The sequence below is a fragment of the Microcoleus sp. w2-18bC1 genome (assembly GCF_036700365.1).
Lineage (GTDB): Bacteria > Cyanobacteriota > Cyanobacteriia > Cyanobacteriales > Microcoleaceae > Microcoleus.
This window is the reverse complement of record NZ_JAUBOS010000085.1, coordinates 1-21,933: the sequence shown is the minus strand read 5'-3', so window position 1 is coordinate 21,933 and position 21,933 is coordinate 1. Positions and strand designations below refer to the sequence as shown.

17 protein-coding genes and 1 pseudogene are annotated in these 21,933 nt (G+C 44.2%); 5 read left to right on the top strand and 13 right to left on the bottom strand.

Annotated elements, in window-relative coordinates; all coding sequences use genetic code 11:
* Positions 1–130 precede the first annotated feature (130 nt).
* From QT979_RS26205 to QT979_RS26190, 4 genes are all read right to left on the bottom strand, one after another.
* Positions 131–1,366: a DUF4365 domain-containing protein gene (locus QT979_RS26205; protein ID WP_333312128.1), complete on the bottom strand. Its 1,236-nt coding sequence runs from the start codon at positions 1,364–1,366 to the stop codon at positions 131–133.
* A gap of 254 nt (positions 1,367–1,620) precedes the next feature.
* Positions 1,621–2,826, bottom strand: a complete 1,206-nt coding sequence (locus tag QT979_RS26200) for a glycosyltransferase (protein ID WP_333312127.1) — start codon at positions 2,824–2,826, stop codon at positions 1,621–1,623.
* Positions 2,827–3,406: 580 nt separating this feature from the next.
* Positions 3,407–5,038, bottom strand: a complete 1,632-nt coding sequence (locus QT979_RS26195; protein WP_333215136.1) for a polysaccharide biosynthesis protein — start codon at positions 5,036–5,038, stop codon at positions 3,407–3,409.
* Positions 5,039–5,608: 570 nt separating this feature from the next.
* Entirely contained in the window at positions 5,609–6,892 is a 1,284-nt protein-coding gene (locus QT979_RS26190; RefSeq protein WP_333215134.1) for a PilT/PilU family type 4a pilus ATPase, read from the bottom strand.
* Positions 6,893–7,174: 282 nt separating this feature from the next.
* Between QT979_RS26190 and QT979_RS26185 the strand changes: the two genes are divergently transcribed.
* Entirely contained in the window at positions 7,175–8,344 is a 1,170-nt protein-coding gene (locus QT979_RS26185) for a DUF58 domain-containing protein (protein ID WP_333312126.1), read from the top strand.
* Between the two features lie 218 nt (positions 8,345–8,562).
* Positions 8,563–9,018: a TerB family tellurite resistance protein gene (locus QT979_RS26180; protein WP_190657273.1), complete on the top strand. Its 456-nt coding sequence runs from the start codon at positions 8,563–8,565 to the stop codon at positions 9,016–9,018.
* Between the two features lie 27 nt (positions 9,019–9,045).
* On the opposite strand, the gene QT979_RS26175 is transcribed toward QT979_RS26180, so the two are convergent.
* From QT979_RS26175 to minC, 8 genes are all read right to left on the bottom strand, one after another.
* Entirely contained in the window at positions 9,046–9,531 is a 486-nt protein-coding gene (locus QT979_RS26175; protein WP_333215130.1) for a matrixin family metalloprotease, read from the bottom strand.
* A gap of 332 nt (positions 9,532–9,863) precedes the next feature.
* Entirely contained in the window at positions 9,864–11,222 is a 1,359-nt protein-coding gene (locus tag QT979_RS26170) for a VWA domain-containing protein (protein ID WP_333215128.1), read from the bottom strand.
* Between the two features lie 123 nt (positions 11,223–11,345).
* Positions 11,346–11,948 carry a TerD family protein gene (locus QT979_RS26165; RefSeq protein WP_333215126.1) on the bottom strand — a complete coding sequence of 201 codons (603 nt, stop codon included), beginning with the start codon at positions 11,946–11,948 and terminating at the stop codon, positions 11,346–11,348.
* A 12-nt stretch (positions 11,949–11,960) separates the two neighbouring features.
* Complete coding sequence (locus QT979_RS26160) at positions 11,961–12,536, bottom strand: TerD family protein (RefSeq protein WP_333215124.1); 576 nt, start codon at positions 12,534–12,536, stop codon at positions 11,961–11,963.
* Positions 12,537–12,826: 290 nt separating this feature from the next.
* Complete coding sequence (locus QT979_RS26155; RefSeq protein WP_333215122.1) at positions 12,827–13,036, bottom strand: hypothetical protein; 210 nt, start codon at positions 13,034–13,036, stop codon at positions 12,827–12,829.
* Between the two features lie 117 nt (positions 13,037–13,153).
* On the bottom strand, positions 13,154–13,525 hold the full coding sequence (minE, locus tag QT979_RS26150; RefSeq protein WP_333215120.1) for a cell division topological specificity factor MinE: 372 nt from the start codon (positions 13,523–13,525) through the stop codon (positions 13,154–13,156).
* A 206-nt stretch (positions 13,526–13,731) separates the two neighbouring features.
* Entirely contained in the window at positions 13,732–14,538 is an 807-nt protein-coding gene (minD, locus tag QT979_RS26145; protein WP_006635273.1) for a septum site-determining protein MinD, read from the bottom strand.
* A gap of 338 nt (positions 14,539–14,876) precedes the next feature.
* The gene (gene minC / locus QT979_RS26140) at positions 14,877–15,683 is read right to left on the bottom strand and encodes a septum site-determining protein MinC (protein WP_333312129.1); all 807 of its coding nucleotides are present in this window, start codon (positions 15,681–15,683) and stop codon (positions 14,877–14,879) included.
* 150 nt (positions 15,684–15,833) lie between these two features.
* Here minC and QT979_RS26135 point away from each other — a divergent pair, with 150 nt between their 5' ends.
* From QT979_RS26135 to QT979_RS26125, 3 genes and pseudogenes are all read left to right on the top strand, one after another.
* The gene (locus QT979_RS26135) at positions 15,834–16,763 is read left to right on the top strand and encodes an ADP-ribosylglycohydrolase family protein (protein ID WP_333312125.1); all 930 of its coding nucleotides are present in this window, start codon (positions 15,834–15,836) and stop codon (positions 16,761–16,763) included.
* Between the two features lie 102 nt (positions 16,764–16,865).
* A pseudogene (locus QT979_RS26130) lies at positions 16,866–17,396 on the top strand (hypothetical protein).
* Between the two features lie 298 nt (positions 17,397–17,694).
* Positions 17,695–19,425 (top strand): NAD(P)H-quinone oxidoreductase subunit 4, encoded by a 1,731-nt coding sequence (locus QT979_RS26125; protein ID WP_333312124.1) that lies wholly within the window; start codon positions 17,695–17,697, stop codon positions 19,423–19,425.
* 195 nt (positions 19,426–19,620) lie between these two features.
* Here QT979_RS26125 and QT979_RS26120 read toward each other — a convergent pair whose 3' ends face one another.
* Complete coding sequence (locus tag QT979_RS26120) at positions 19,621–21,243, bottom strand: NB-ARC domain-containing protein (RefSeq protein ID WP_333312123.1); 1,623 nt, start codon at positions 21,241–21,243, stop codon at positions 19,621–19,623.
* Between the last annotated feature and the right edge of the window lie 690 nt (positions 21,244–21,933).

Here is a 21,933-nt window from a genome sequence, read left to right as displayed (position 1 = left end):
GAATCCATTGAAAAACTAGAATCACTGTTACATAAACTTTTAAATGAAGGAGAATTAATTATGAAATGGAACCGAAAGATCAAAAACAAAGGTAACGCGAGTTAATGCAGTTTAGATGTCGAACAGCTTATCAGTGAATCTTCTCAAGTTCAAATTCTAGTCGAAGCAGTTCTTTTTGATAATTCTTAATAGCTTGACCTACCAAATAGTTTCTATTACTTCTTTCCCAGGTTTCTAGCCCTTTCTCAGAAAAAGGCAAGACGATGTTGTGTGCAAAAGCCATCACGCCTTGAAAGCGTTGACTCAAATCACTACATTCAGTTGGGGCTGAACCGATACGATCCACCTGAAGATATAACTTTTCTATCTCTGGATATAGTTGTGACATACGCTCTAGATAATTAGCTTCAATTAGCTGCTTCCGATTGAACATATCTGTGAATTCGATCGTTTTATCAACAATAAGTTTGGTGTTACTCAAGATGCAATTCATAGAATCTAGATAGGCTTCCTTCGTTACTTTAAACGAATCAAAAATAGTCGCAAGCTCTCCATAGCTTTTGTTCCAGTCAATAACAATTTCATCATCAATCTGTTCACCATCTAGCTTTGTAGGGAAAAATTGGGGAGATAATTTTTTACTAATCCACTCAGTTCTACAAATCCAGTTTGCAGAACTCACATCATCTAGAGAAAGATACACGAATAGCCAAATTACTTGAGCTTCTTTTCCTTTCCAGTGTATTTTTACCTCGTTGTTTCTATAATATTCGCTAGATTTTAGTTCAGCAGTAATTTTTCTGACAATTTCTATCATATCGGGTTTTGCATATTCCTTGCTTAGAAGAATGTTTGCAGAATATCTTTTTGCCCCACCATGACTAATATCCCGAAATGAAAGGATTGTGTAACCATTAGTTGCAGTAAGTTTTCTACTAAACTCTTGAATTTTTTTAAGCGATAGAATATTGATCTGCTGTTCAAAAGGGATAATAAGTTTCCATGCCTTATTGGTCTTCTGGACATTACTACTATTAACTGCCTGCCAATAAGCAATTTCTTCCTCATCATCATATAAAACAACCATAACAGGTAATGAGTGTTCCTGCCAGTATTCTAGATGCTCTGTCTTGCCACGAAAAACAAAGCCTTCAGTGGTTTTCTCCTTAAACCAACTTTTCCCAGATTTGATCTGAAGTGCAATTAATTTACCTGTTGCTGTATTACTCTCAACTACTTCAACGTGAGCATCGATACCATAGTCTTCTATAGGTTGCTCACGAAAGATCCAACCTAATTTCTCAAAGAGTAAGTTTGTTCCGGCAACACCAATTCTTTCAGTACGAGAGTTTGAATCAGCTTTCATAATTGTATCGCAGATCCGGTATAATACTTTGTTTAACCTAAAACTACCGCAAATTTATCATCTATGTCAACCTTCTTACTCCCTGTGGGAATCTCCTTTTCTGGATCAAGTTCGGCGCACCATCCCACTCAAAAACATGAGTCGTGGCACTCAAAAAAGTTACTTCTTATATTACATATAATGCGTCGTAAGGTGCCTCATAAACTAGATAGTTGAGTTGACTCAACTATCTGGCTGACGCATCTTACCGAATACTAAACATCGCGTTCTGTCCGTACCCATTTAGTTTGCCGCTTGAGGAGAAAACCCAGATACAAAGGGATTTTCCACAGGATGTAAAAAGGTACAGATAACAAAGTGGAACCGGAAATATCCGCCCTCCCGAATTTTGCCCAAGCGCCGACAATGGAAACTAAAATCAGCAATCCTTGTAGTCCTAACAAGACGGCTGGAATTGGGGATGTCCCCAAAATTGCTGCTATTAATGAGGCGGCAAAAGCGGCTAGCCAAATAGCGACTAAAAGCGATAGGGGAGGGACGGATAAGTCGAGGGCGATCGCCAATAAGTCAAAACGTTTTTGCTCGACTGAAGCTGCAGTCAGCCGGGGAGTTTGAGTTAACAATGTCTGTATGTGACCGTGTTCCCACCTGGTTCTTTGACTTTTAGCTGCTTGCTGCTGCTGTGGCAAACACCCGGTGACGTTGGCTTCGGGGCAGAATACTGTTGGGTGTCCGGCGATCGCCAAATCCAAACTCATCTGCATATCTTCAACAATATTGCTGCTAGCTAGGGAAACCGATCGAATTATCGACCAGGGAAAAGCCATGCCAGTACCCGTTAGTAATGATGGGAATCCTAACTTTTTTAAGCCGCTGGGACGGACTAAGTTTTTAACTAGAAATGCTAAAGCAGAAATAGAATCTTTGGGAGTAGGATTTGGTGGCTGTTCCATGAGATAAGTTGCTTGCACTGGTCTTTGTTCAACAACTGCAACCCTGGCTAATTTTTCTATAGAGTCTGGCTGACAAATGCAGTCTGCGTCAACCATGATGACTACTTCGGGGGGGTCGGATTCAATCGACTGCAAGCCAAAATCCAGTGCGTATCCTTTGCCCTTGCGTTGTGTGTCTTGGCGCTCGATCGCACTTGCACCGCAGTTACGGGCGATTTCTGCCGTGGCGTCCGTGCAGTTGTCAGCAATCACTAACAGGCGGTCTTGAGGTGTTAGCTGCGGCAATATGGTGGAGATGGTGGCGGCAATTCCTGCTGCTTCGTTGTAAGCGGGAATTAAAACTGCTACTTTGGGGCGGGGTGCTTTAGTTTCCGCTGTGGGGTCGAAGCCGGAGAAGAAAGCTGCACTGCATTCTAGAAATAGAACTGTAACGGGAATGAGAAGGATCAGGGCGATCGCCAATAGCACAACATCTATCAATAGGAAGAGTAGCTGATTAATTTCCACAATTATAGTACCTTAATTTAATTTTATTGGTTGCATTCATTGAGTTTATTTAATCTAATTGCACCTTTGTTAACTCACAGCGCCACTCTATCTCAAGTATCATCCTATCATGCCTGCAAAAAATCACCGTTATCACCTTTGTTGTGAGGACTTAAGTCTTCCTAAAACTACTAGGACGATCGTTCTCACTACAAATTAATTTGATTGCGGTTGTGCGATCGAATATGATATCATATCATGTCTATTATGACAATGTTAAGTCACTCTATTTAATTAAACATCAAACAAGCCCAGACTGGAGAAACTAGGTTTCTAAAAGAAACCTGGTTTCTGGGTGTTATATTTTTTTTAATCAACTAAACACTTCGTCGATGTTTAACATCAAATCCGGTTGCATCGGAATCATAAAATCGAGTCAACAGTTAACACTCAACCATTTAGTTTTTCGACCAGCCTGTCAACAGTCAACAGTCAACAGTCAACAATCATTTCGCTCCTGCAACCGGAATTGATATAACTCATTCATCCCCTGTGGGTGGCTACTCAGGAAACAATCTCCCAACTCAAAATTATGTTCAAGCTACGCTGCATCGGGCATAGCAACAGGTTCAGATTTTTTGGTGGTGAACTGTGCGGGGGCTGCAAATTCTCTGAGATATCTCGATATCGATCGCAAATATCCCACTTCTGCTTGAATCACATCCAGCGTAGAAAGACTCTCAACTAAGTCATCAAACTCATCTGCAGTAACTCCAGCACTGTGCAAGACTTCTTGGTTAAGCCGGCCGCAGATTCCTTGCAGGAGGAGTTGGATAATCTCGCTATAGTCAGCGATTTCCGTTCCGTAACCTTGCAATTTCTTGGGATTGATTCCCCACTGCAAAATCTTCAACAAGTCTTCAGGGGCACTCCACGCAAAAGAGGAAGCAATCACTTCTTTTTCCGCTGCTACAAGAGCGTGCTTGATTTGCACTTCGGGGAAATCTGGATCGATGATTAAGCTTTCCAGCTTCGACACTTGTTTATCTAAGACAGGCAAAGAAAAAGGAGCTAATTCTACACTCACCATGTCGCCTGTATCGTTAATACTTCTAAAAGGATCTTCCAACACATTAATTAAAAGGTGAATGTCTGTAGGTTTTTTCCAGTCAAACTGTCCAAGGAAAAATGGTTCTTCGTATCCCGGCAAAAGTCCTTGAAAATAAATCGGCAGATTTTTGCCTGATTCAAGAATTTTATAAAGAGCTACTTCCAAAGTTTCTGTCGGCCACCCGAGATTACTTACGGCAACAAATTTCAGTTTTCCGGGAACGGACACAATCAGGGAATTCAGCAATAAATGTACGGCTTCAAAAAGATTTTGAGCAGTTACGTAGCGGTGGGGAGCGTGAACGTTGACAGTTTTACCTTGCTCTACTTTTTTGGACATTTGCTCGCAGAACAAGCTATTTTCCAACATATGAGTAAAGCGAACCATCCCGTAAGTGACGCCTCCTTCTTGAGCTGCTTTGGCAAATTGCCATTCGGCAAACTTCTTCGAGGCGGCGTAAACTTCGGTTGTAAAATATCGAGATGTTTTGCCTGTCGAAGAGAAGATGCAGTGTTCTACGCCGTATTCTTCGCAGAGTTGAATGACGTGTTTACATCCTAACAGGCTGGTTGTAACTGTTTCTCGGATTTTGATTTCAGCTAGTCCGGGTTGGCGCTGGGCTGCTAGGTGAAAAACAATTGCTGGTTTTTCTACCTCAAATATGTGTTTGAGCGCGTCGAGGTTGCGAATATCGACGGCATAGAAAGTTACAGCACCTTCTCTGGTAAAAAGCGGGAGATTTTCTTCGGGGTTTTGACATCGGGCGTTGTCTGCGGAAATGATTTTAGTTGCGCCTAATTCGAGGAGTTTTGCGATTAAGAAACGACCGACACATCCTTCTCCTCCGGTGATTAAGATGGTTTTTCCTTTGATTTGGCTGGTGACTGCAGATGCGTATAGGTGAATAGTGCGACCGCGCACGTCGCTAAAAGGTTCGCTTTCTAATTGTCCGTCGGCTTGATAGGCTGCGATTAGCTGTGCTGTGAGAGTTTTTAAGGCCGCGAGGATTTCAGGATCTTGGGGTTCCGGGGAACCGGGCGGAACTAGCTGCTGGATGCGCTCAATTATTTCCGCTTTGCTGACACCTTCAAACACTTCTCTTTGGTTAAATGCACTCTTCACTTTTTTTGCTCCTTTAAATTCTAGAAATACCGTTGCTGATAAGCGCGTTGTTAAACAAATTTTCGAGGGACAGAATCTTTAAAAGTCTGCTTGGTTTTAGGATTTTTTCGACGGAAAGCTACTTAATTAGGAAAACACGCCATTGGCTGGGCTTGTAGTTTTATTAAGCCCTTTTGTAACCTGCTTACTTCTGCGATCGGCAAATATCGGCAAAGTCGGAATGTTCTCTATCAAATATTTGTCACTACAACTATATACTTAAATGGCTGAGTGTTGGCAATACTCCGAACATATCTTTACTATTTCTTTGCAATAACCTACGAGTTTTCACGCAATTTTAAAGTTTATGTAAAGTAGGGTCTACGTTTAAAAAACTTAACAATACACTCGACATTATTGATGATAGCATTTTACTTTTTAATTAAAATGTATTTTTGGGTACTAAATATAGTTTTATTTTAAGTAAAAATACGCACAAAAGCCTTAATCAAATATTTCCGCCTGCTAAAAATCTTGTTACTTGATGGGTGGGGTAGTCCTGCAGTGCCTACCCCTGTATGTGTGCTGCTATTAGGCGCGAACGGTGCGTTCTTTTTTGCTGCCTTCAAAGCCACGAGCGTCCCCAACATCATAGCCCCCTGTCCGCAAGCGACGGTCTAAATCGCTGGCTTCGGGAGAAGTTTTGGCGGCTTCTTCGATCGTCACTCTGCCTTCAAGCACCAGTTTGTAAAGACCCTGGTTGATAATCTGCATTCCTTCGTAAGTATCATGCTCCATTAATCGGAAAGCTTCATCATCAGCACCTTTCATCAAGTAATCGTGCATGGCAGGTGTATTCACCAAAATATCGTGAACTGCTACCCGACGGTTGTCAACTGTTGGCAGCAAAAGTTGGGCAATTACTGCTACTAAAGAATCGCAAATTTGAATCCGCATCGCCTGTTGTTCCTCGGGCGGGTAGAGGTTCAACAACCGGTTAATAGCGTTAATGGCGCTGCGAGTGTGGAGAGTTCCCAATACTAAGTGACCCGTTTGAGCTGCTTGCAACGCTGTATTGATGGTAACGCGATCGCGCATTTCCCCGATCAGAATTACATCTGGATCTTCCCGCAAAACAGCCCGCAAAGCCTGCTGAAACTCGTGGGTATGCAAGCCGACTTCCCGCTGGCTGACCAAGCATTTTTTAGAAGGGTGAATGAATTCGATCGGGTCTTCAATTGTAACTACGTGCTTTTGCTCCATCTGGTTGAGGTGGTCGATCATCGCAGCTACAGTTGTCGATTTCCCCGAACCGGTAGGCCCCGTAACCAATATTAATCCCTGCGATCGCAAAATGATATTTTTGAAAACTTCTGGCAACCTCAAGGAATCGATAGTAGGTATTTCCAAACTAATCAACCGCAATACTAGGGCACCGCCGCTGAGAGAATCAAAACAGTTTAGCCGACAACGCACGAAGCCTGGGTAAAAAATTGCTGAATCTAATTCCTTGGTAGTTGCAAATTGTTTTCGCTGTTCGGGGGTGAGAATTTCGGCTAGGTAATTTTCAAAAATTTCTGGGGTTACTTTGGGGTGGTTAGTTGCTACTTGCATCACGCCCCGAATCCGAAATCGAGGTACTTGGCCGACTCGGATGTGAATGTCGGAAGCTCCTGCGCTATGGGCATCTCTGACCATTTGTTCGATCGTACTGACGGGTGTCTCGACAGGCCGCTGCTGCTGGGCTGCGGGGGGCGCACTCGGCGCAGGTGGAGGTGGCGCGGGAGTTGCAGCCAAGGGCGGGGGCGGGGGCGGTGTTCGTCGGCGGCCTTGAGCCTCTGGTTGAAGGGGTGTAGGATTGTTTAATGGGTTCATTTTTTGGTCTCCAGTCAGTCTATTTTAGATTTTAGATTTTAGATTTTAGATTTACTCGACAGATTAATCTGGGAGCAGGAACTAGAGTCTAAAATTTGGAGATCGACCCTGACTGAGTGTCGGGGGCTTGTATCCGTTCTTGGGCGGGGTCAATGTAGATTTATTGCGAAAAAATGCCCGATTTCTAATTTTATCGCTCGCAGCTAATTCGGTGTTAAATGCTGAGAATATTTTACAATTAGGCTGGATGGGGCGATCGAGTAATTAACAATTTCAACTCCTATGAACATCGGTCACAAAATCGCCGACTGGCTCGAAAATCGTGCTGTTACCCCTGCCTACGCGGGTTGGCTGCTGTCGGGGATGACGGTTTTCTTTTTTGGGTCGGCGACTAATACAATGTCTGGGTGGCTGTACGTGCTCAGCGGTGGGGGTTTGGCGCTGTTGGGAGTAGCGGCGGTTTTGCCGGGAAAATCGCTCCGTTCGCTGGAAGTCCGTCGCCGCCCGATCGAACCGGTGAGTGCGGGCGATCAAATCACCGTCGAACTAGAAATCGAAAATCGCGCCCGCCAACCTCAGACTCTCTTGCAAGTGGTAGACATCTTGCCGTTTGTATTGGGAGAACCGGTTGTCCGCCCGATCGAAGTCATAGAGCCGAACAGTATATACAGGGATACATACTATCTGGAAGTCCGGCAGCGCGGCGTCTATCGTTGGCAAGAGGTAAACTTGAGGACGGCGGCACCTTTAGGGTTGTTTTGGTGCAGACGCAGCCGCCCAGTCAAAGCGGTGGCGGTTGTGTATCCAAAGGTTTTGCCGTTGAGCACTTGTCCTTTGATCGATCGCATCGGTCAAGAAGACAGCCCGCAATTTTACAATCGCAGTCGAGCGCAAACTGCTACCGAAGGCCTCACCCGCAACCTGAGACCTTACCGCCACGGAGACCCGACCCGCCTGATTCACTGGCGCACCAGCGCCCGCTACGGAGAACTGCGGGTGAGAGAGTTAGAAGTTGCAGCCGGCGGTCAAGAAATTATTATTGCTCTCGACAGCGCTGCGGCGTGGCAGCCAGAAGAATTTGAACGAGCCGTGACAGTTGCTGCGTCTCTTTACTTCTATGCTAGCAAGCGCCTGTTAAACGTCAAACTTTGGACGGCCGCGACTGGACTCGTTTCGGGCAACCGGGTAGTTTTGGAAACTTTAGCGGCGGTTAATGCTGGGGAAGATGCGATCGATAATCGGTCGAAACTGCCGATAATTTGGCTGACTCAAAACTCTGCAAGTTTAAGCACTCTTTCCCCTGGCAGCCGCTGGGTACTCTGGCCGTTGGCAACTGCTGAAACCGGCGAAAAAACGTTAGTCAAACACGATTTACCTGGTTTGAAAATTCGCTCTGACCGACCGTTAGAACTTCAGTTACAAGATACTCTGGAAAGAGCGCTTAATTATTAAGTAAGATAGACCACGAACAAACCTGTGAAAGAGCGATTAGTTATGAAGATTGACTTGATTAATCTAAAAACTCAAGAACCATGATACACTACAGGAGTGTAATTCATCAACTTAAGGGTCTTACAGGGTCTGGCAATTGCTTGGCAAGTTAAAAGCAGCTTAGATTACTATGACTCCGGTCATAAACATCATATCTCATTCACCAAACAGGAGAAAAAATGACTTTCTGGGAGAAATTAAAGCAGAACGTATCACAAATCAATGATTCTCTGCAAACCAATATTTCCAAGTTTAAAAACAATGATTTTGCTGATGCCTCCATGGCAATATGTGCATTGATTGCGGCTGCTGATGGCACTATCAATACCGAGGAAAGACAAAAAACGGCGGCTCTAATAATTTCCAATAAAACACTCCAAATTTTTCCGGCGTCGGAGTTAAAGCAAAAATTTGATTTTTATTGTGAGAAGCTCTCACAGGACTTCGATTTTGGTAAAATTGAGGCTATCCAAGCGATAGGGAAACTTAATAAAAAACTAGATCAAGGTCGTGCAGTCATCCAAATTGGCATTATTATCGGTGGTGCAGATGGTAATTTTGACAAAGATGAAAAGAAGGTTGTCAAAGAAGCTTGCCATGCTGTAGGCATTAATCCTGGGGAATTCGATCTCTAAATTCAGCTATTTTAGGGTTCTAGCCAATCAATTATTCAAGGCTTTATATCTGCGAATAGCATTGTTCATTGAGTTTATTTGCTCTGCGTGAAATGAGGGAGGCATTAAGCTATGAACAGTATGAACGAGTCCATTGTGCATGACATCGGTCGGAAGTGCAGAATGATCGAGTCCGAGTGTATGTCCTATTTCATGGGCAATGGTATTTGCAATTAAGTTAGATAGTTGATTGAGACTAAGGCTGGCATTGCAAGAAGCATAGAATACTTGGTCAATCCGAATAATCGCCCGATCTGTAACCATTCCCGATTTGAAGCTAGCCACGCCGAGATAGTCAACCGGCTGGCTATCCACGAATATATAAACATGAGTAAAATCTTCGCCCCACTCTTTGCGATCGGGGGGATCAGATGTCAAAAATACTTTGATGCTTCTAAATGCGCCGTAGAGTTTGGAGAAGGCGTCCATCAACAGGGAAAAGATCGCTTCTTTATTTTCGGGTGCGACATCCATTCCTGATACATCTACCCAAATGCAACGGCGAAAATCGCTATCTTTATCCCTTAGAACTCCTCCACAGGAAGGGCAAAACTCCCACTCAGACCGGATACGGGAACGACAGCCCTGACAACGGAGTTTGGGGGGTTTAGTCAGGTTTAGCCGTTGAGAGAGGGGGAGTTTTAGCTGGCGATTGTGTTTGGTTAAGTCTAGGCGATCGTACAGAGACATTGACTGATTGTAGGAATTTTTTATCGTAGTATTCTTGTTAACTTGAGCTAATTTTAGCTAAGGCTATGGGTTGAGTTGATAGTGGCCACAGTCTCCAACAAAATGCTCCGATTTCCCTATTTTAATATTCCTTTCAACCTGGCCTGCTTAATCCAAGCGGGAAATTCATTCAGCAGTCTTTCATACAATTGTTCATCAGTGATTTTCCCCAAATCGTCTAAATGAAAAAAGTTAGCGTTATCAACCAGCCGGCCACCCATACTATCTAGTCTTTCCAGAATTCCATAGTTAAAACCAGCCAATCCCACAAATTGCCAAAAAATCGGATATTTTGCAGCTTCAACTATAGATTTTTTAATTTCTGGCTCATTAGTAACGCCTCCATCACTGAGGAAAACAATAAATGTAGGCAGTTTACTAGCCTTTTCCTGAGTATACTTCTTTATGACATCTTGTATTACCAAACTTTCATTGTTTCCCCCACCTAATTCCAGCATCAGAGAAGGCATTTTAAAAACAAGTAAAGCTCTCTTCATTGCGCCGGCTTCTTTTGTGATATAGCCATCAACATTTGTCTCCGTCACCGATCTTGTTCTTTTGAATGTTGAGCCAAAAAACCAAACATCTAAAGTGGCATCATCATCTAGTCTGCTAGCTACTGGAACTATTCTTTCAAGGAACGCTTGCACTGCACCAGAACTATATTGATGGCTCATAGAGCCAGAAATATCCAACACCAAAGCAACTCTTGCTAGGATATCATCAATTCCTTTCTTTTTAAGACAAATATCTACTTTGGCTTTTAAAATGCTAATGTCTGCTTTTTTTGTAATATCAATAGGTTGCTGTTTGGTTTCTTTTTGGTGAGTTAGTACAGAACTATCTACTTTCTTCTCTTCCTGTTTAGTCTCGACAAAATACCTATCAACAAAACTTTGCAAGCCGGCTTTATAGCCTTCTCCTACTGCTCGAAATCTCCATTCTAAGTCTTTTCTATACAATCTGCCAAACTCCAAGGCTGTCTCTTGAGAAAAAGCTTCTTTTAAATCGTACCGAGCTAACTCGACTCCTGTTTCCTGGTTGTAAAGCCTGATAAACGCATTTTTAACTTGGCTGAAATTTTGATTTTTTTCCAGCCCTTCGTGAATAGTGACAACAAAAACTATTTGCTCAATAGCAATCTTGACTTTTGTCAAATCTACGTAGATCGTCTCATCATCATCTTCACCTTGCCCAGTTCTGTTATCTCCTGAATGTCTTAAAGAGCCATCCAGTGATTTCAGATTATTATAGAATACAAAGTATTTTTCATGAATTATTTTGCCGGCAGCACCTAACATAAACACAGAAGCATCAATATCATAGCTTGGGCCAACCTGGCTCACATCCCAACCTAAGCCAATCGCCACGTGTTTTAAATCGGGAGCAGCTTTAGAAAGATTTAATCTTTCACCTTTGGTTAATTGGATTCCCATTCTATTGGTTTTCCTTCAATGTAAATCCGGCTGATTAGCTATTATCAACAAAAAAAGGTTTCGATCGTTGTTGTCCACTTCTGATTCCAGGAAGTAAGGAGCATCTATGTACCGAAGGAGTTGTTAAGCATAGGTTTTCACAAGTTCCTGTAACCCATTAACCTTAACACCGTTACCGATCGCCGCCATTTTCCACTCATCATTATGCTTGTAGATTTCTGCCATGAGCATCCCCGTCATGCCTTTGTATTCAGAACCTGATAGGTTATATTTTGCGAGTTCTTGATTATTAGACGTATTAACCAAACGCACAAACGCATTTTGAACTTGTCCGAAGTCTTGCTTGCGTGCAATGCAATCGTAAATGTTAACTGTAAATACCAGTTTGACAATTTGCGAGGGAATTCGAGATAAATCGACGAGAATTTGCTCGTCATCTCCCTCTCCCGCTCCAGTCAGATTATCACCTAGATGCGTAATAGCTCCTGAACGGTGGGAGAGATTGCCAAAATAAACGATATTGGTCATATCATTCACTTTGTCATTTCGATCTAAACAAATCACTGAGGCATCCAAGTCATAATCTGGAACACTGCTAAAAGCCCCAAACAAACCTCCACCGGAGCGTTTTGCCACATCCCAGCCTAATCCGCAGATCAGTTTTGTTAGCCCTGGCGCTTCTTTGGAAAGCGAGATGCGCTGTCCTTTTTGTAGGTTAATTCCCATGTATTTTACCTTTTAGCTATAGCGATCGAGTAATGCTTGTAAACCACCTTGATAGCCGCCTCCCACTGCATTGAGACGCCACTCACCGTCTTTCCGGTAAAGTTCAGCCATGATCAGTGCCGTCTCTATGGAATAATCTTCTACAAGGTCATAGCGAACAGCTTCCTGTTGTGTTTGGGCATTAACGATCCGCACGAAGGCATTTTGCACCTGACCAAAATTTTGACGGCGTTGCTGTGCTTCATGGATGGTTACAGTTACAAGAATTTTTTGGACATCATTAGGCACTTTTTTGAGGTTGATTTTGATAACTTCATCATCCCCCTCGCCGGCCCCCGTGAGATTATCTCCCATGTGCTGCACGGATTTGTCTGGATCTGGACTTGTGAGATTGTTATAAAAAATGAAGTGATTGTCAGAAATTAATTTTTCATTAGCACCTAAGAGGAACAATGATGAGTCTAGGTCAAAGTCAGAACCCGTGTCTGTAGCTTTAACGTCCCATCCCAGTCCTATGAATACTTCTGAGAGACCGGGTGAAACTTTCTCAAGTGATACCCGTTGTCCTTTGGTGAGAGATACTGCCATGATTCAATCTTCCTCTTTATTAGAAGTGGTTATGGAGGGAGCCGCACTTGAAAACTTTGTTTAAGTTTTTGCTGGAAATAGTTGGAGAATTTTAAATCTTAAACAATAAGAATATTAGCTAACTGTGCCGATGTCAATAGGGGTTACAACTCTTAATTATTTTTTTTGTATGAGTACCAAGCAATCATGCCCTGCCTCCCACAGTTGTGTAATCTCAGCTTGGATTATTGTGCTTGTGTATTTATTTTGAAGTCTCGGAACTTGGCTCTGTTTTGTGATGCCCGTGACCATTAGCAGGCCGTTTCCACAAGGCGCTCCGCTGGGAAGTCTCCTGCGTTGCAATACCATCGACTTGTGGCGTCGATGGTGTTGCGACGGATTCCCAAAGCTTGAGCAACTTCGATTTTCTTCATGCCATTTAACTCGATCGCTCGGATGACCTGATGAAGGAGGTATAAATTTACAGTTTGTGCCCCAAAGTCTGCGCGATCGCTCTGCAAAACTGGCCACTAATTGTAGTCTATTTTCTAACCGACGAAAGCGGTTGCTATAGTTTAATTTAAATGCCGATCGGCTCGAATCGAACTCTTTGCCTGACAATAAAATCTCAATCCCTATCACTCTGTAGTGTCGGGGAGAATTTCGACTACATACTCCGGTACATATTCGGGTCGATTTTCGGGCCGATTCTGGGGCAAATTCTGGGGCAAATTCTCCGGTGGATGCTCGATCCTGACTCGCCGGATCGGGAGATTTGCAATTAGTGCTGTGGCCCGCTGGTCGCTCTCCAGCGAGAACTCAGACCCGGTGGTATCGATTTCCACGTAGCGAGACACCACCTCTAGAATTTCTCGGCGCATAGACTCAACCATTTCTGGGCTGAGTTCTGAGCGATCGTGGGCTAGAACCAGTTTGAGGCGCCGTTTTACCTCGTCGCGGCTGTTGTCAGGGGTGCGCGGGAAAAGTCGTTCGAGAAGTGTGTGTATCATGGGTCAGGCTGATTTGTCAAGGGTTAGGCATAGAAAACGTTATACGATTTTCGATTTTCGATTGGGGAATCACTCATTCCCTAATGGTTTGAAGTTGACCTACAGTTTCATTCTTTTTGGGAACTGGTGTCACGGGGAGAAAATTTGGGCTAGTTTTTGTGATGCGGTCGCTGCTGTTAAAGATCGATCGCCAATATTGCAGCACATCACATAATTTTAGTATTTAAGAACTTGCGGAGGCGAGTAAAAAAGTTTTCTCGACGGGGATTGAGATCTAGAAAATCAACTTTTTCGCCTTCTAAGCGGCGGGCAATATTGTCGAAGGCAGTTCCAGCTAAAGAGGCCGTTTCCGACAATACTAATGGTTCGCCTCGGTTGGTGGAAACGATGACGCGCTCGTCGTCGGGAACCACGCCTAACAGCGGAATTGCGAGGATTTCCCGCACGTCTTGCACCGACATCATATCATTTGCCAGCACCATTGCGGGTCTGATCCGGTTGACGATCAGGTTGATTTTCTTGACGTTGTTGGCTTCCAGCAGGCCGATGACTCGATCGGCATCGCGGACAGCAGCGATTTCGGGAGTGGTGACAATTATCCCTTCTTGAGCCGGGGCGATCGCATTTTGAAAACCTTGTTCAATTCCAGCAGGAGAGTCGATCAAAATATAGTCGTATTTCGCTCCCAACATCCCCACAAGCTGCTTCATTTGCTCAGCGCTGATGGCATCTTTCATCCGAGTTTGGGCAGCCGGCAACAGCACCAAGCGCGGCTGCCGCTTGTCTTTCACCAAAGCTTGCTCTAATCGGCACTCTCCAGCGAGAACTTCTAATGCCGTGTAAACAATGCGATTTTCTAAGCCCAGCAGCAAGTCTAAATTTCTGAGACCGAAATCGGCATCAATTACGGCAACGTTGCGTCCCCGCTTAGCTAAAGCCATGCCGAGATTGGCTGTGGAGGTGGTTTTTCCTACCCCGCCTTTCCCTGATGTAACAACAATAATGCGAGCCATAAGCGATTTTAGATTTATTGGTAATTAGTCAGTAGTCAGTAGTCAGTAGTCAGTAGTCATTGGTCATGGGCAATTAATCTTATTATTTGTTGTTCGTTGGCAATTATTTTTTGAGAATTTGGCAGCCATCTGTTATTTATTGAATCAACTCAACACTCAAAACTCATAGCTCTCATTGTTATACGAATTCTCTCTGAATTTGCACTGAAATTTTAAAATTTACTTGACTCACTAATTTAGCCAATACAAAATTATCAAGCGCCCACTTAAAGAGAAATAGTATTACTAATGACCAATGACCAATGACCAATGACTAATGACCAATGACCAATGACTCATTACTCATTACCCCCGACTAACTGCGATTTGTCAAAATCAGAGGCTCTACCGATCCGAATCCCTTGGGGCGTCACATAGGCGACTTCCGGGAAAAACTGAGCGGGTGAGGTTTCTGGGCCTCTGGCAACATACTTAGCAATCCTAATCACCATCGGTTCCATCTGCAAGGTCATAATCACGCTTTTGGTGTTGCCACCGGCACCGGCGTGCACGACTCCCCGCAAACGGCCCCAAACTAGGATATCGCCTCCAGCGATAACTGATCCGCCGGGATTTACGTCTCCCAAAAGTACGACGGTGCCCGGATGGCGAATTTCTACGCCCGATCGCACTGTCATCTGCAAATATAAAGGTTCCGCCAGTGATTGCGGTTTTTCAGCGGCGGCTTTATTCAGGGAAGAAACCGGAGGCTGCTGTTCTACACAATAGCCTGCCGTAGCAGCAGCAACGGCGGTTTGGCGGCGACTGGTGTGGACTCGTTTGAGTTGCAGTTCCACTTCGGAGAGGGCATCGGCGATTTCTTGTAGTTGGCGGATATCTAAAAGTCGATCGTTCCCCATCAATTGTACTTCTGCGTTTGGCTGCCAAAAGCGTTCTCCTGCGTTCAGCCTAACTTTTAGCTGCTGCCAAAGTTCAGTCCAAGTCGAGGCGGAGGCTGTTCCGGGTTCGCTGTTGGTTTCTGGGGGGAGTAGCAACAGTAGCTGTCCATCTTCGGTTTTGAGTCGGACTTGCAGCTCCAAGCTGACTTCGGGTGTTGATTGAGTGGCAGGGGCGGAAGTGGCTCCGGCGGAGGCATCGGGTGTCATGGACAAGTCTGAGTTCGGGTAGGGACAGGTTAACATCAATATTAGCTCGATTGTTGACTGTTAACTGTTGACTGTTCACTGTTAACTGTTCACTCTTCACTGTTGTTATTTGTTACCAATTCCCAATTCCCAATTCCCAATTCCCAATTTATGCAGCAAATAGAACGTTATCGCGGTAGTCTTCTGGGTTTGGCAGTTGGTGATGCTTTGGGTACAACTTTAGAGTTCCATCGCCCCGGAACATTTACACCTATTACCGATATGGTTGGCGGCGGCCCGTTTCAACTGCAACCGGGCGAGTGGACTGATGATACTTCGATGGCGCTTTGTTTGGCTGAAAGTTTGATTGAAAAACAAGGTTTCGATCCAGTCCATCAGTTAGAAACTTATTTGCGGTGGTGGCGAGACGGACATTTGAGCAGCACTGGTGAATGTTTTGATATTGGCAATACGGTTCAACAAGCACTTTGGGAGTTTAAAAATACAGGAAAACCTTTCTGTGGTTCTACGGATGTTGGGACTGCTGGAAATGGTTCGATTATGCGCTTGGCTCCCGTGCCTTTGTTTTATGCTAAAAATCCTTTAGAAGTAATAGAAAAATCGGGAGAAAGTTCGAGAACTACTCACGCTGCTGCTACTTGTGTGGATGCTTGCCGCTATTTTGGTGCTTTAATTGCGGGGGCGCTGAATGGAGTTGCTAAAGATGTGTTGCTTTCGGAAAAATATTGTCCGATTTCGGGATATTGGGAAGCTCACCCGTTGGTAGCGGAGATTGATGAGATTGCGGCGGGTTCTTTTAAACTGCGACAACCTCCTGAAATTAAAGGTACTGGTTATGTTGTCAAGTCTTTGGAGGCGGCACTTTGGGCTTTTTACAACAGTTCTTCTTTTGCGGAAGGCTGTTTGTTGGCTGTGAATTTGGGCGACGATGCGGATACTACTGGTGCGGTTTACGGACAGTTGGCGGGGGCTTTTTACGGAGAATCTGGTATACCGGAAAAATGGATCTCGCAATTAGTCGATCGCACTTTAATTGCATCTTTTGGCGATCGGCTTTTGACTGTATCTAGATCGCTCTGAATATTTACATCAGTTTTCAACCTTCTTTGTTTTTACAATAACTAGCAACTTGAGTTAAAATAGACAAATTTACACAAAGATTTCTGGTTGAAGGTTAATACAATGGTACTCGAAGCTCCGTCTATCAAAGCCAAACCAACCGTCACCTGGGAACCCCTACCAGCTAACTTCGTATTACCCGACAATCCTGTGGAAAATATCCAAGAACCTTCTCTCGCCGTTGGTCTCACCGATGCACTGGGAGCCGCAGGATGTATCCAGCCAGAAATGCTGATTGGCTCTAATTTGGGGCTAGTCGCCACAGTCAATAAAAAGATTGTCGTCAAAGCTCCAGACTGGTTTTATGTGCCGCAAGTGCATCCTTTAGCAGAGGGAGTAATTGGCCGTAGTTATACTCCTCATACTGATGGTGCTAATGTGGCGATCGTGATGGAGTTTCTCTCGGAAGCATAGCAAACTATGAACTGGCTGCGCTGGTGGCATAATTTAGGTAATTTGTTGCTGTGGAGTTCAGAACAAGCTGAGCAAGAAAGGCAAAGGGCTGAGCAAGAAAGGCAAAGGGCTGACCAGGAAGGCCAAAGGGCTGAACGATTGGCGGCTAAGTTGCGCGAATTGGGAGTTGATCCAGATTGAACGCTGGTTGAAAGCTAATTTACGATCGCCCTTAATACACAGGACTTACCCAACCATCTACCAGAATAGGCGCAACCACAGGCAGATTGCGCCTACAAAACGCTATATTTTTTTGTGCGTAAGCCCTGAATCGAAAATCAAAAATAAAAAATCGAAAATCAATTGACGTGTGTAGCCATTAGTGATATTATCCTCCGCATTTATCTAGATATAAAAAATATTTATGAATAAATCTTAAGTTTTAATTAAACTTAGTATTATAATTTTGGTAACTTCCAACTAAGTATTTATTCTCAATATGGTAGCGGATCAATTTCCTTGGCTGACCGCAATTGTCATCCTACCCCTGCTAGCTTCCCTCGCCATACCTTTTCTGCCCGATACAGACGGCAAAACCATTCGCTGGTATGCCCTAGGCGTAGGTATTGCAGATTTTGTATTAATGTGCTGGGTGTTTTGGACTCATTACGATCCAAGCATCTCTACTTTCCAAATCGTAGAGCAATATTCCTGGATACCTTCTTTAGGCCTCAACTGGTCTGTTTCCGTTGACGGACTGTCAGTTCCGTTGGTACTGTTGGCGGGATTGGTGACGACACTATCAATCTTTGCAGCCTGGGAAGTCGATCGCAAGCCACGACTCTTCTACTTCCTAATGCTGGTGATGTACTCGGCACAAATAGGAGTTTTCGTCGCCCAAGACATCATGCTGTTGTTCATTGTCTGGGAACTCGAACTAATTCCGGTGTACCTCCTCATCTCGATTTGGGGCGGACAAAACCGTCGCTACGCAGCTACCAAATTCTTGATTTACACCGCAGGCGCTTCCATCTTTATTTTGATAGCGGCCTTAGCAATGGCATTCTACGGCGGAGGCACCCCCACCTTCGACATGGTAGAACTAGGCTTGAAGGACTACCCACTGGGTTTAGAATTATTCCTTTATGCGGGATTGCTGATTGCCTTCGGTGTGAAACTGGCGATTTTCCCCTTCCACACTTGGCTACCGGATGCCCACGGTGAAGCATCTTCTCCCGTATCGATGATTCTGGCCGGCGTATTGCTGAAAATGGGCGGATACGGACTGATTCGCCTGAATTTGGAACTTCTTCCCCAAGCACACGTTTACTTTGCACCGATTATGGCGGTGCTCGGCGTAGTCAATATTATCTACGGCGCGCTGAATTCCTTCGGCCAATCGAACATGAAGCGCCGCTTAGCGAATTCGTCGATTTCTCACATGGGATTCGTGTTGTTGGGTATTGCTTCCTTCACTGATTTGGGAATCAACGGGGCGCTGTTGCAAATGATTTCCCACGGTTTAATCGCCTCCGTATTGTTTTTCCTGGCTGGCGTTACTTACGATCGCACCCATACAATGATCATGGACGAGATGGGCGAGATTGGGAAAGTTATGCCGAAAGTGTTTGCCTTGTTTACCGCAGGCGCGATGGCATCTTTGGCACTCCCCGGCATGAGCGGTTTTGCTAGCGAACTCTCAGTGTTTGTGGGCGTCGCAACTAGCGATATGTACAGCGGTTCTTTCCGCGCGGTGACAGTGTTCCTGGCGGCAGTAGGACTGATTTTGACGCCGATTTATTTGCTCTCGATGCTGCGACAGTTATTTTACAACTGTGGCACCCTAGCTGCTTGCGACCTTGAGGATCTAAATCTGCAGAATCAGAGAAACAATCTGGATGAAGCGGTTTGTTTTGGTAATAGTTGCGTTTTGCCTGGTGATGCACCGTTTATTGATGCTAAACCTCGGGAAGTGGCGATCGCATTTTGCTTTTTGATACCGATTGTCGGCATTGGTTTTTATCCCAACATGGCGATGCAAGTCTACGATGCCAAGACTGTCGCAGTCAACGCAGAAGTCCGCCAATCTTACATCCAAATTGCTCAACAAAATCCTCGGATTTATGCGAATCAACTTTTGGTTCCCAAAATTGCTCAAGCTCAAAAATCGCCTGCTTTGGACAAAATTACAGGGTCTGAATCTGCATCGGTTTTTGGCATTGTCAAATAATTTTATCGAACTCTGTTTGTTTTGAAAATTGGGCGATCGCTTTTGTCAAAGGGCGATCGCCTTTTTGTTAGAAATTAGAATTAAATAACTTCCACTTTTGAAAGTGGGATGGGCGTCCCGCCCGTTCTTTTTCGACGGGCGGGACGCCCATCCCACAATAACAATTAAAATTGTAAGTTATTTAATTCGCGATCCTTAGCACTGAATTTCTGAAATAATCTGCGCCAAATTCTCCCTAGCATATCCCACCTCAAGAATCGATTTATCATCGAGATCAGAGGCTACTTTATTCAAGATATTTAGCGGTTCTTCAAAGCCTGTCGTCTTCACAAACAACACTTGCAACCTATTTTTTACTAATGCTAAAATAGAGCGACTTGGTTCGCCTTTATTCCCTTTCCGTTTAGCAATGTTGATGCTCAATTTGTGAGTTTTCAACAGCCGCATCCTTTCTATTCCTTGGGTCTTAACCGTCTCCAAAACCTCTGCTCGAATCTGATCGACTAATCTATCCGTCACATATTGCACGATCAAAGGCTGAAGCAGAAAAACAGTTTCCCCGCCCTCACTAATTTTGTCAATCAGCGAGCGACGACCCAGAGAATCGAGATTTTTTAGCAAATCCGAAAGCGATGAATTGGCGAACATCTGCTCTCGTAAAGTTGCTAGGGAAATCTGGCTTTGAGCAATAGCAATCCAGTAGGCAATATCTTGTTCGGAACTCGACATTCGATCGAACTGCTGCGCCAGCAAATTGCTGATATGTTCTTCAATAAATAACGCCGTTGCTTCCAAAAGCTTTAAAACATTTCCCTCGAAAAACTCGTTAATTGTTGTCGCTACAATCTTTAATGCTAACAGATTGCCTCCGTACCGGGATAACAAGATTTCCAACTCTTGATCTTGAGGCGACAAACCTTTTTCTTGGAAAATTTCCCGCGCTATTTCCTCGGAAATAGCAGGTTTTAAAGACCGCACTTTTTCTCCCGCCAGCAAAGCCAGTTCTGTAGGTTCTTCCGAACTAACTAGCAGTAAACAGCTATTGTGATTGACCTCACACAGCCGCACAATTAAATCTCGATATCCTTCGCAGCCTTCGCGGTAGTGTCCCGCTAATTCTTCTGGTCTGAGAACCGCTTCAAAATCGTCTAAAATTACCAGACAGCGGTGTTTCCGCAGATACTCGACCAAGCGCGAAATTTTGCTGTTGAGGTCGATGGGTACATCGGGTTTTTGTTGGTGAGAAAAAAGTTGAATTAAGCTTCCTAGGAAGTCGGATGGTGTTGGTGTCGATCGCAGCGATCGCCAAATCACAAAATCAAACTCATTCTGTACCTGTTTTGTCAACTGCACCGACAGAGTTGTTTTGCCGCTACCTGCCAAACCAAGCAGCGCTACCACGCGACAATTATCTGATACAATCCACTGCTTTAAAGTAGTTAATTCTTCAGTGCGTCCGTAAAAAACCGAAACATCCGGTGCTTGGCCCCAATCTTCCTGTCGGTGTCCAATCGCCATCTTCAATAGAGAGCCTTTACCTCCACTAAAATCGCTCGTTCCCTGATCGATGTGGTATGAAAACAGCAACTGATGCCTCAATTCCGAAAGCTTTCCAGGGCCGTTCCCCCCGATCTGAAACTTTTTGTAAACTTCGCCGAGTCTTTTGCGAACGGCGATGTCGCTAATGCCAAGCTTTGTGGCGATGGTCGCTGTAGATTGACCGTCGAGAGCCATAAACACAGTTTCTAACTCGGCATCTGTGACACCGCGCTGTTTGGCGATCGTTTGCACAAAGTTTTGAGGAATCGGAGTAGTCAAGGTAGGAATCTCGCCTATACTAAAAATCTATCTTCTATTATATTGTGTGAGTTATCGCAGGCGAGCAATTGAATCGAATCTACTAACGTTCAGCTTGCTTTTTGTTGTTTGGGCAGTTTTAGATATTTATACCCAATTATCGATTGTGATACAAGTTTAAAAAAATGCAACTCTAGGCCCGTGCTCCAAACCAATACACAATCAGTCATTCTCAATTATTTAACCCTTTAATCTAAGATGGTATGAGAAAGGGGAGCATCCCGCTTTTTAACTAAGCAGAAATACCGAGCTTGATGTCGTTATTTAAATATGCACATCTCAGTCTTAAAATTTGAGGCACATTTTTTTCGTTCCACTGTGCACCTACAATCTTAATTCTTGCTCCAATCTGTTTAATTAAAGACTCTACAGCTCCCGAACCAATATCAATACCCTGAATAAAGATAATTTTGGTAATCTGGGATTCTTGACTGATGTTTTCGGAGATAATTCTGGAAATTTTTACTTTCTTTAGCTCTAACTCCTATAAATTCAGCTATAGCTTCTATTGTTGCTCCTTGCCACAGTTGGTTCTTCGCTCTCCTCAATCGTTTGAGCGAACCTCCTACTCTATGTAGGGCTTGCTGAATATATCGCCCGCGTGTTACGTGGCCTGGGTTATTTGATCGCGCGCTCAATAGTAAAGTGCAA

Coding starts and splice junctions, on each gene's coding strand:
- QT979_RS26135 (WP_333312125.1), top strand. CDS start 15,834: ATGCAGCAAATAGAACGTTATCGCGGTAGTCTTCTGGGTTTGGCAGTT.
- QT979_RS26190 (WP_333215134.1), bottom strand. CDS start 6,892: ATGAACCCATTAAACAATCCTACACCCCTTCAACCAGAGGCTCAAGGC.
- QT979_RS26160 (WP_333215124.1), bottom strand. CDS start 12,536: ATGGCAGTATCTCTCACCAAAGGACAACGGGTATCACTTGAGAAAGTT.
- minD (WP_006635273.1), bottom strand. CDS start 14,538: ATGGCTCGCATTATTGTTGTTACATCAGGGAAAGGCGGGGTAGGAAAA.
- QT979_RS26185 (WP_333312126.1), top strand. CDS start 7,175: ATGAACATCGGTCACAAAATCGCCGACTGGCTCGAAAATCGTGCTGTT.
- QT979_RS26165 (WP_333215126.1), bottom strand. CDS start 11,948: ATGGGAATTAACCTACAAAAAGGACAGCGCATCTCGCTTTCCAAAGAA.
- QT979_RS26205 (WP_333312128.1), bottom strand. CDS start 1,366: ATGAAAGCTGATTCAAACTCTCGTACTGAAAGAATTGGTGTTGCCGGA.
- minC (WP_333312129.1), bottom strand. CDS start 15,683: ATGACACCCGATGCCTCCGCCGGAGCCACTTCCGCCCCTGCCACTCAA.
- QT979_RS26170 (WP_333215128.1), bottom strand. CDS start 11,222: ATGGGAATCCAATTAACCAAAGGTGAAAGATTAAATCTTTCTAAAGCT.
- QT979_RS26125 (WP_333312124.1), top strand. CDS start 17,695: ATGGTAGCGGATCAATTTCCTTGGCTGACCGCAATTGTCATCCTACCC.
- QT979_RS26175 (WP_333215130.1), bottom strand. CDS start 9,531: ATGGATGTCGCACCCGAAAATAAAGAAGCGATCTTTTCCCTGTTGATG.
- minE (WP_333215120.1), bottom strand. CDS start 13,525: ATGATACACACACTTCTCGAACGACTTTTCCCGCGCACCCCTGACAAC.
- QT979_RS26180 (WP_190657273.1), top strand. CDS start 8,563: ATGACTTTCTGGGAGAAATTAAAGCAGAACGTATCACAAATCAATGAT.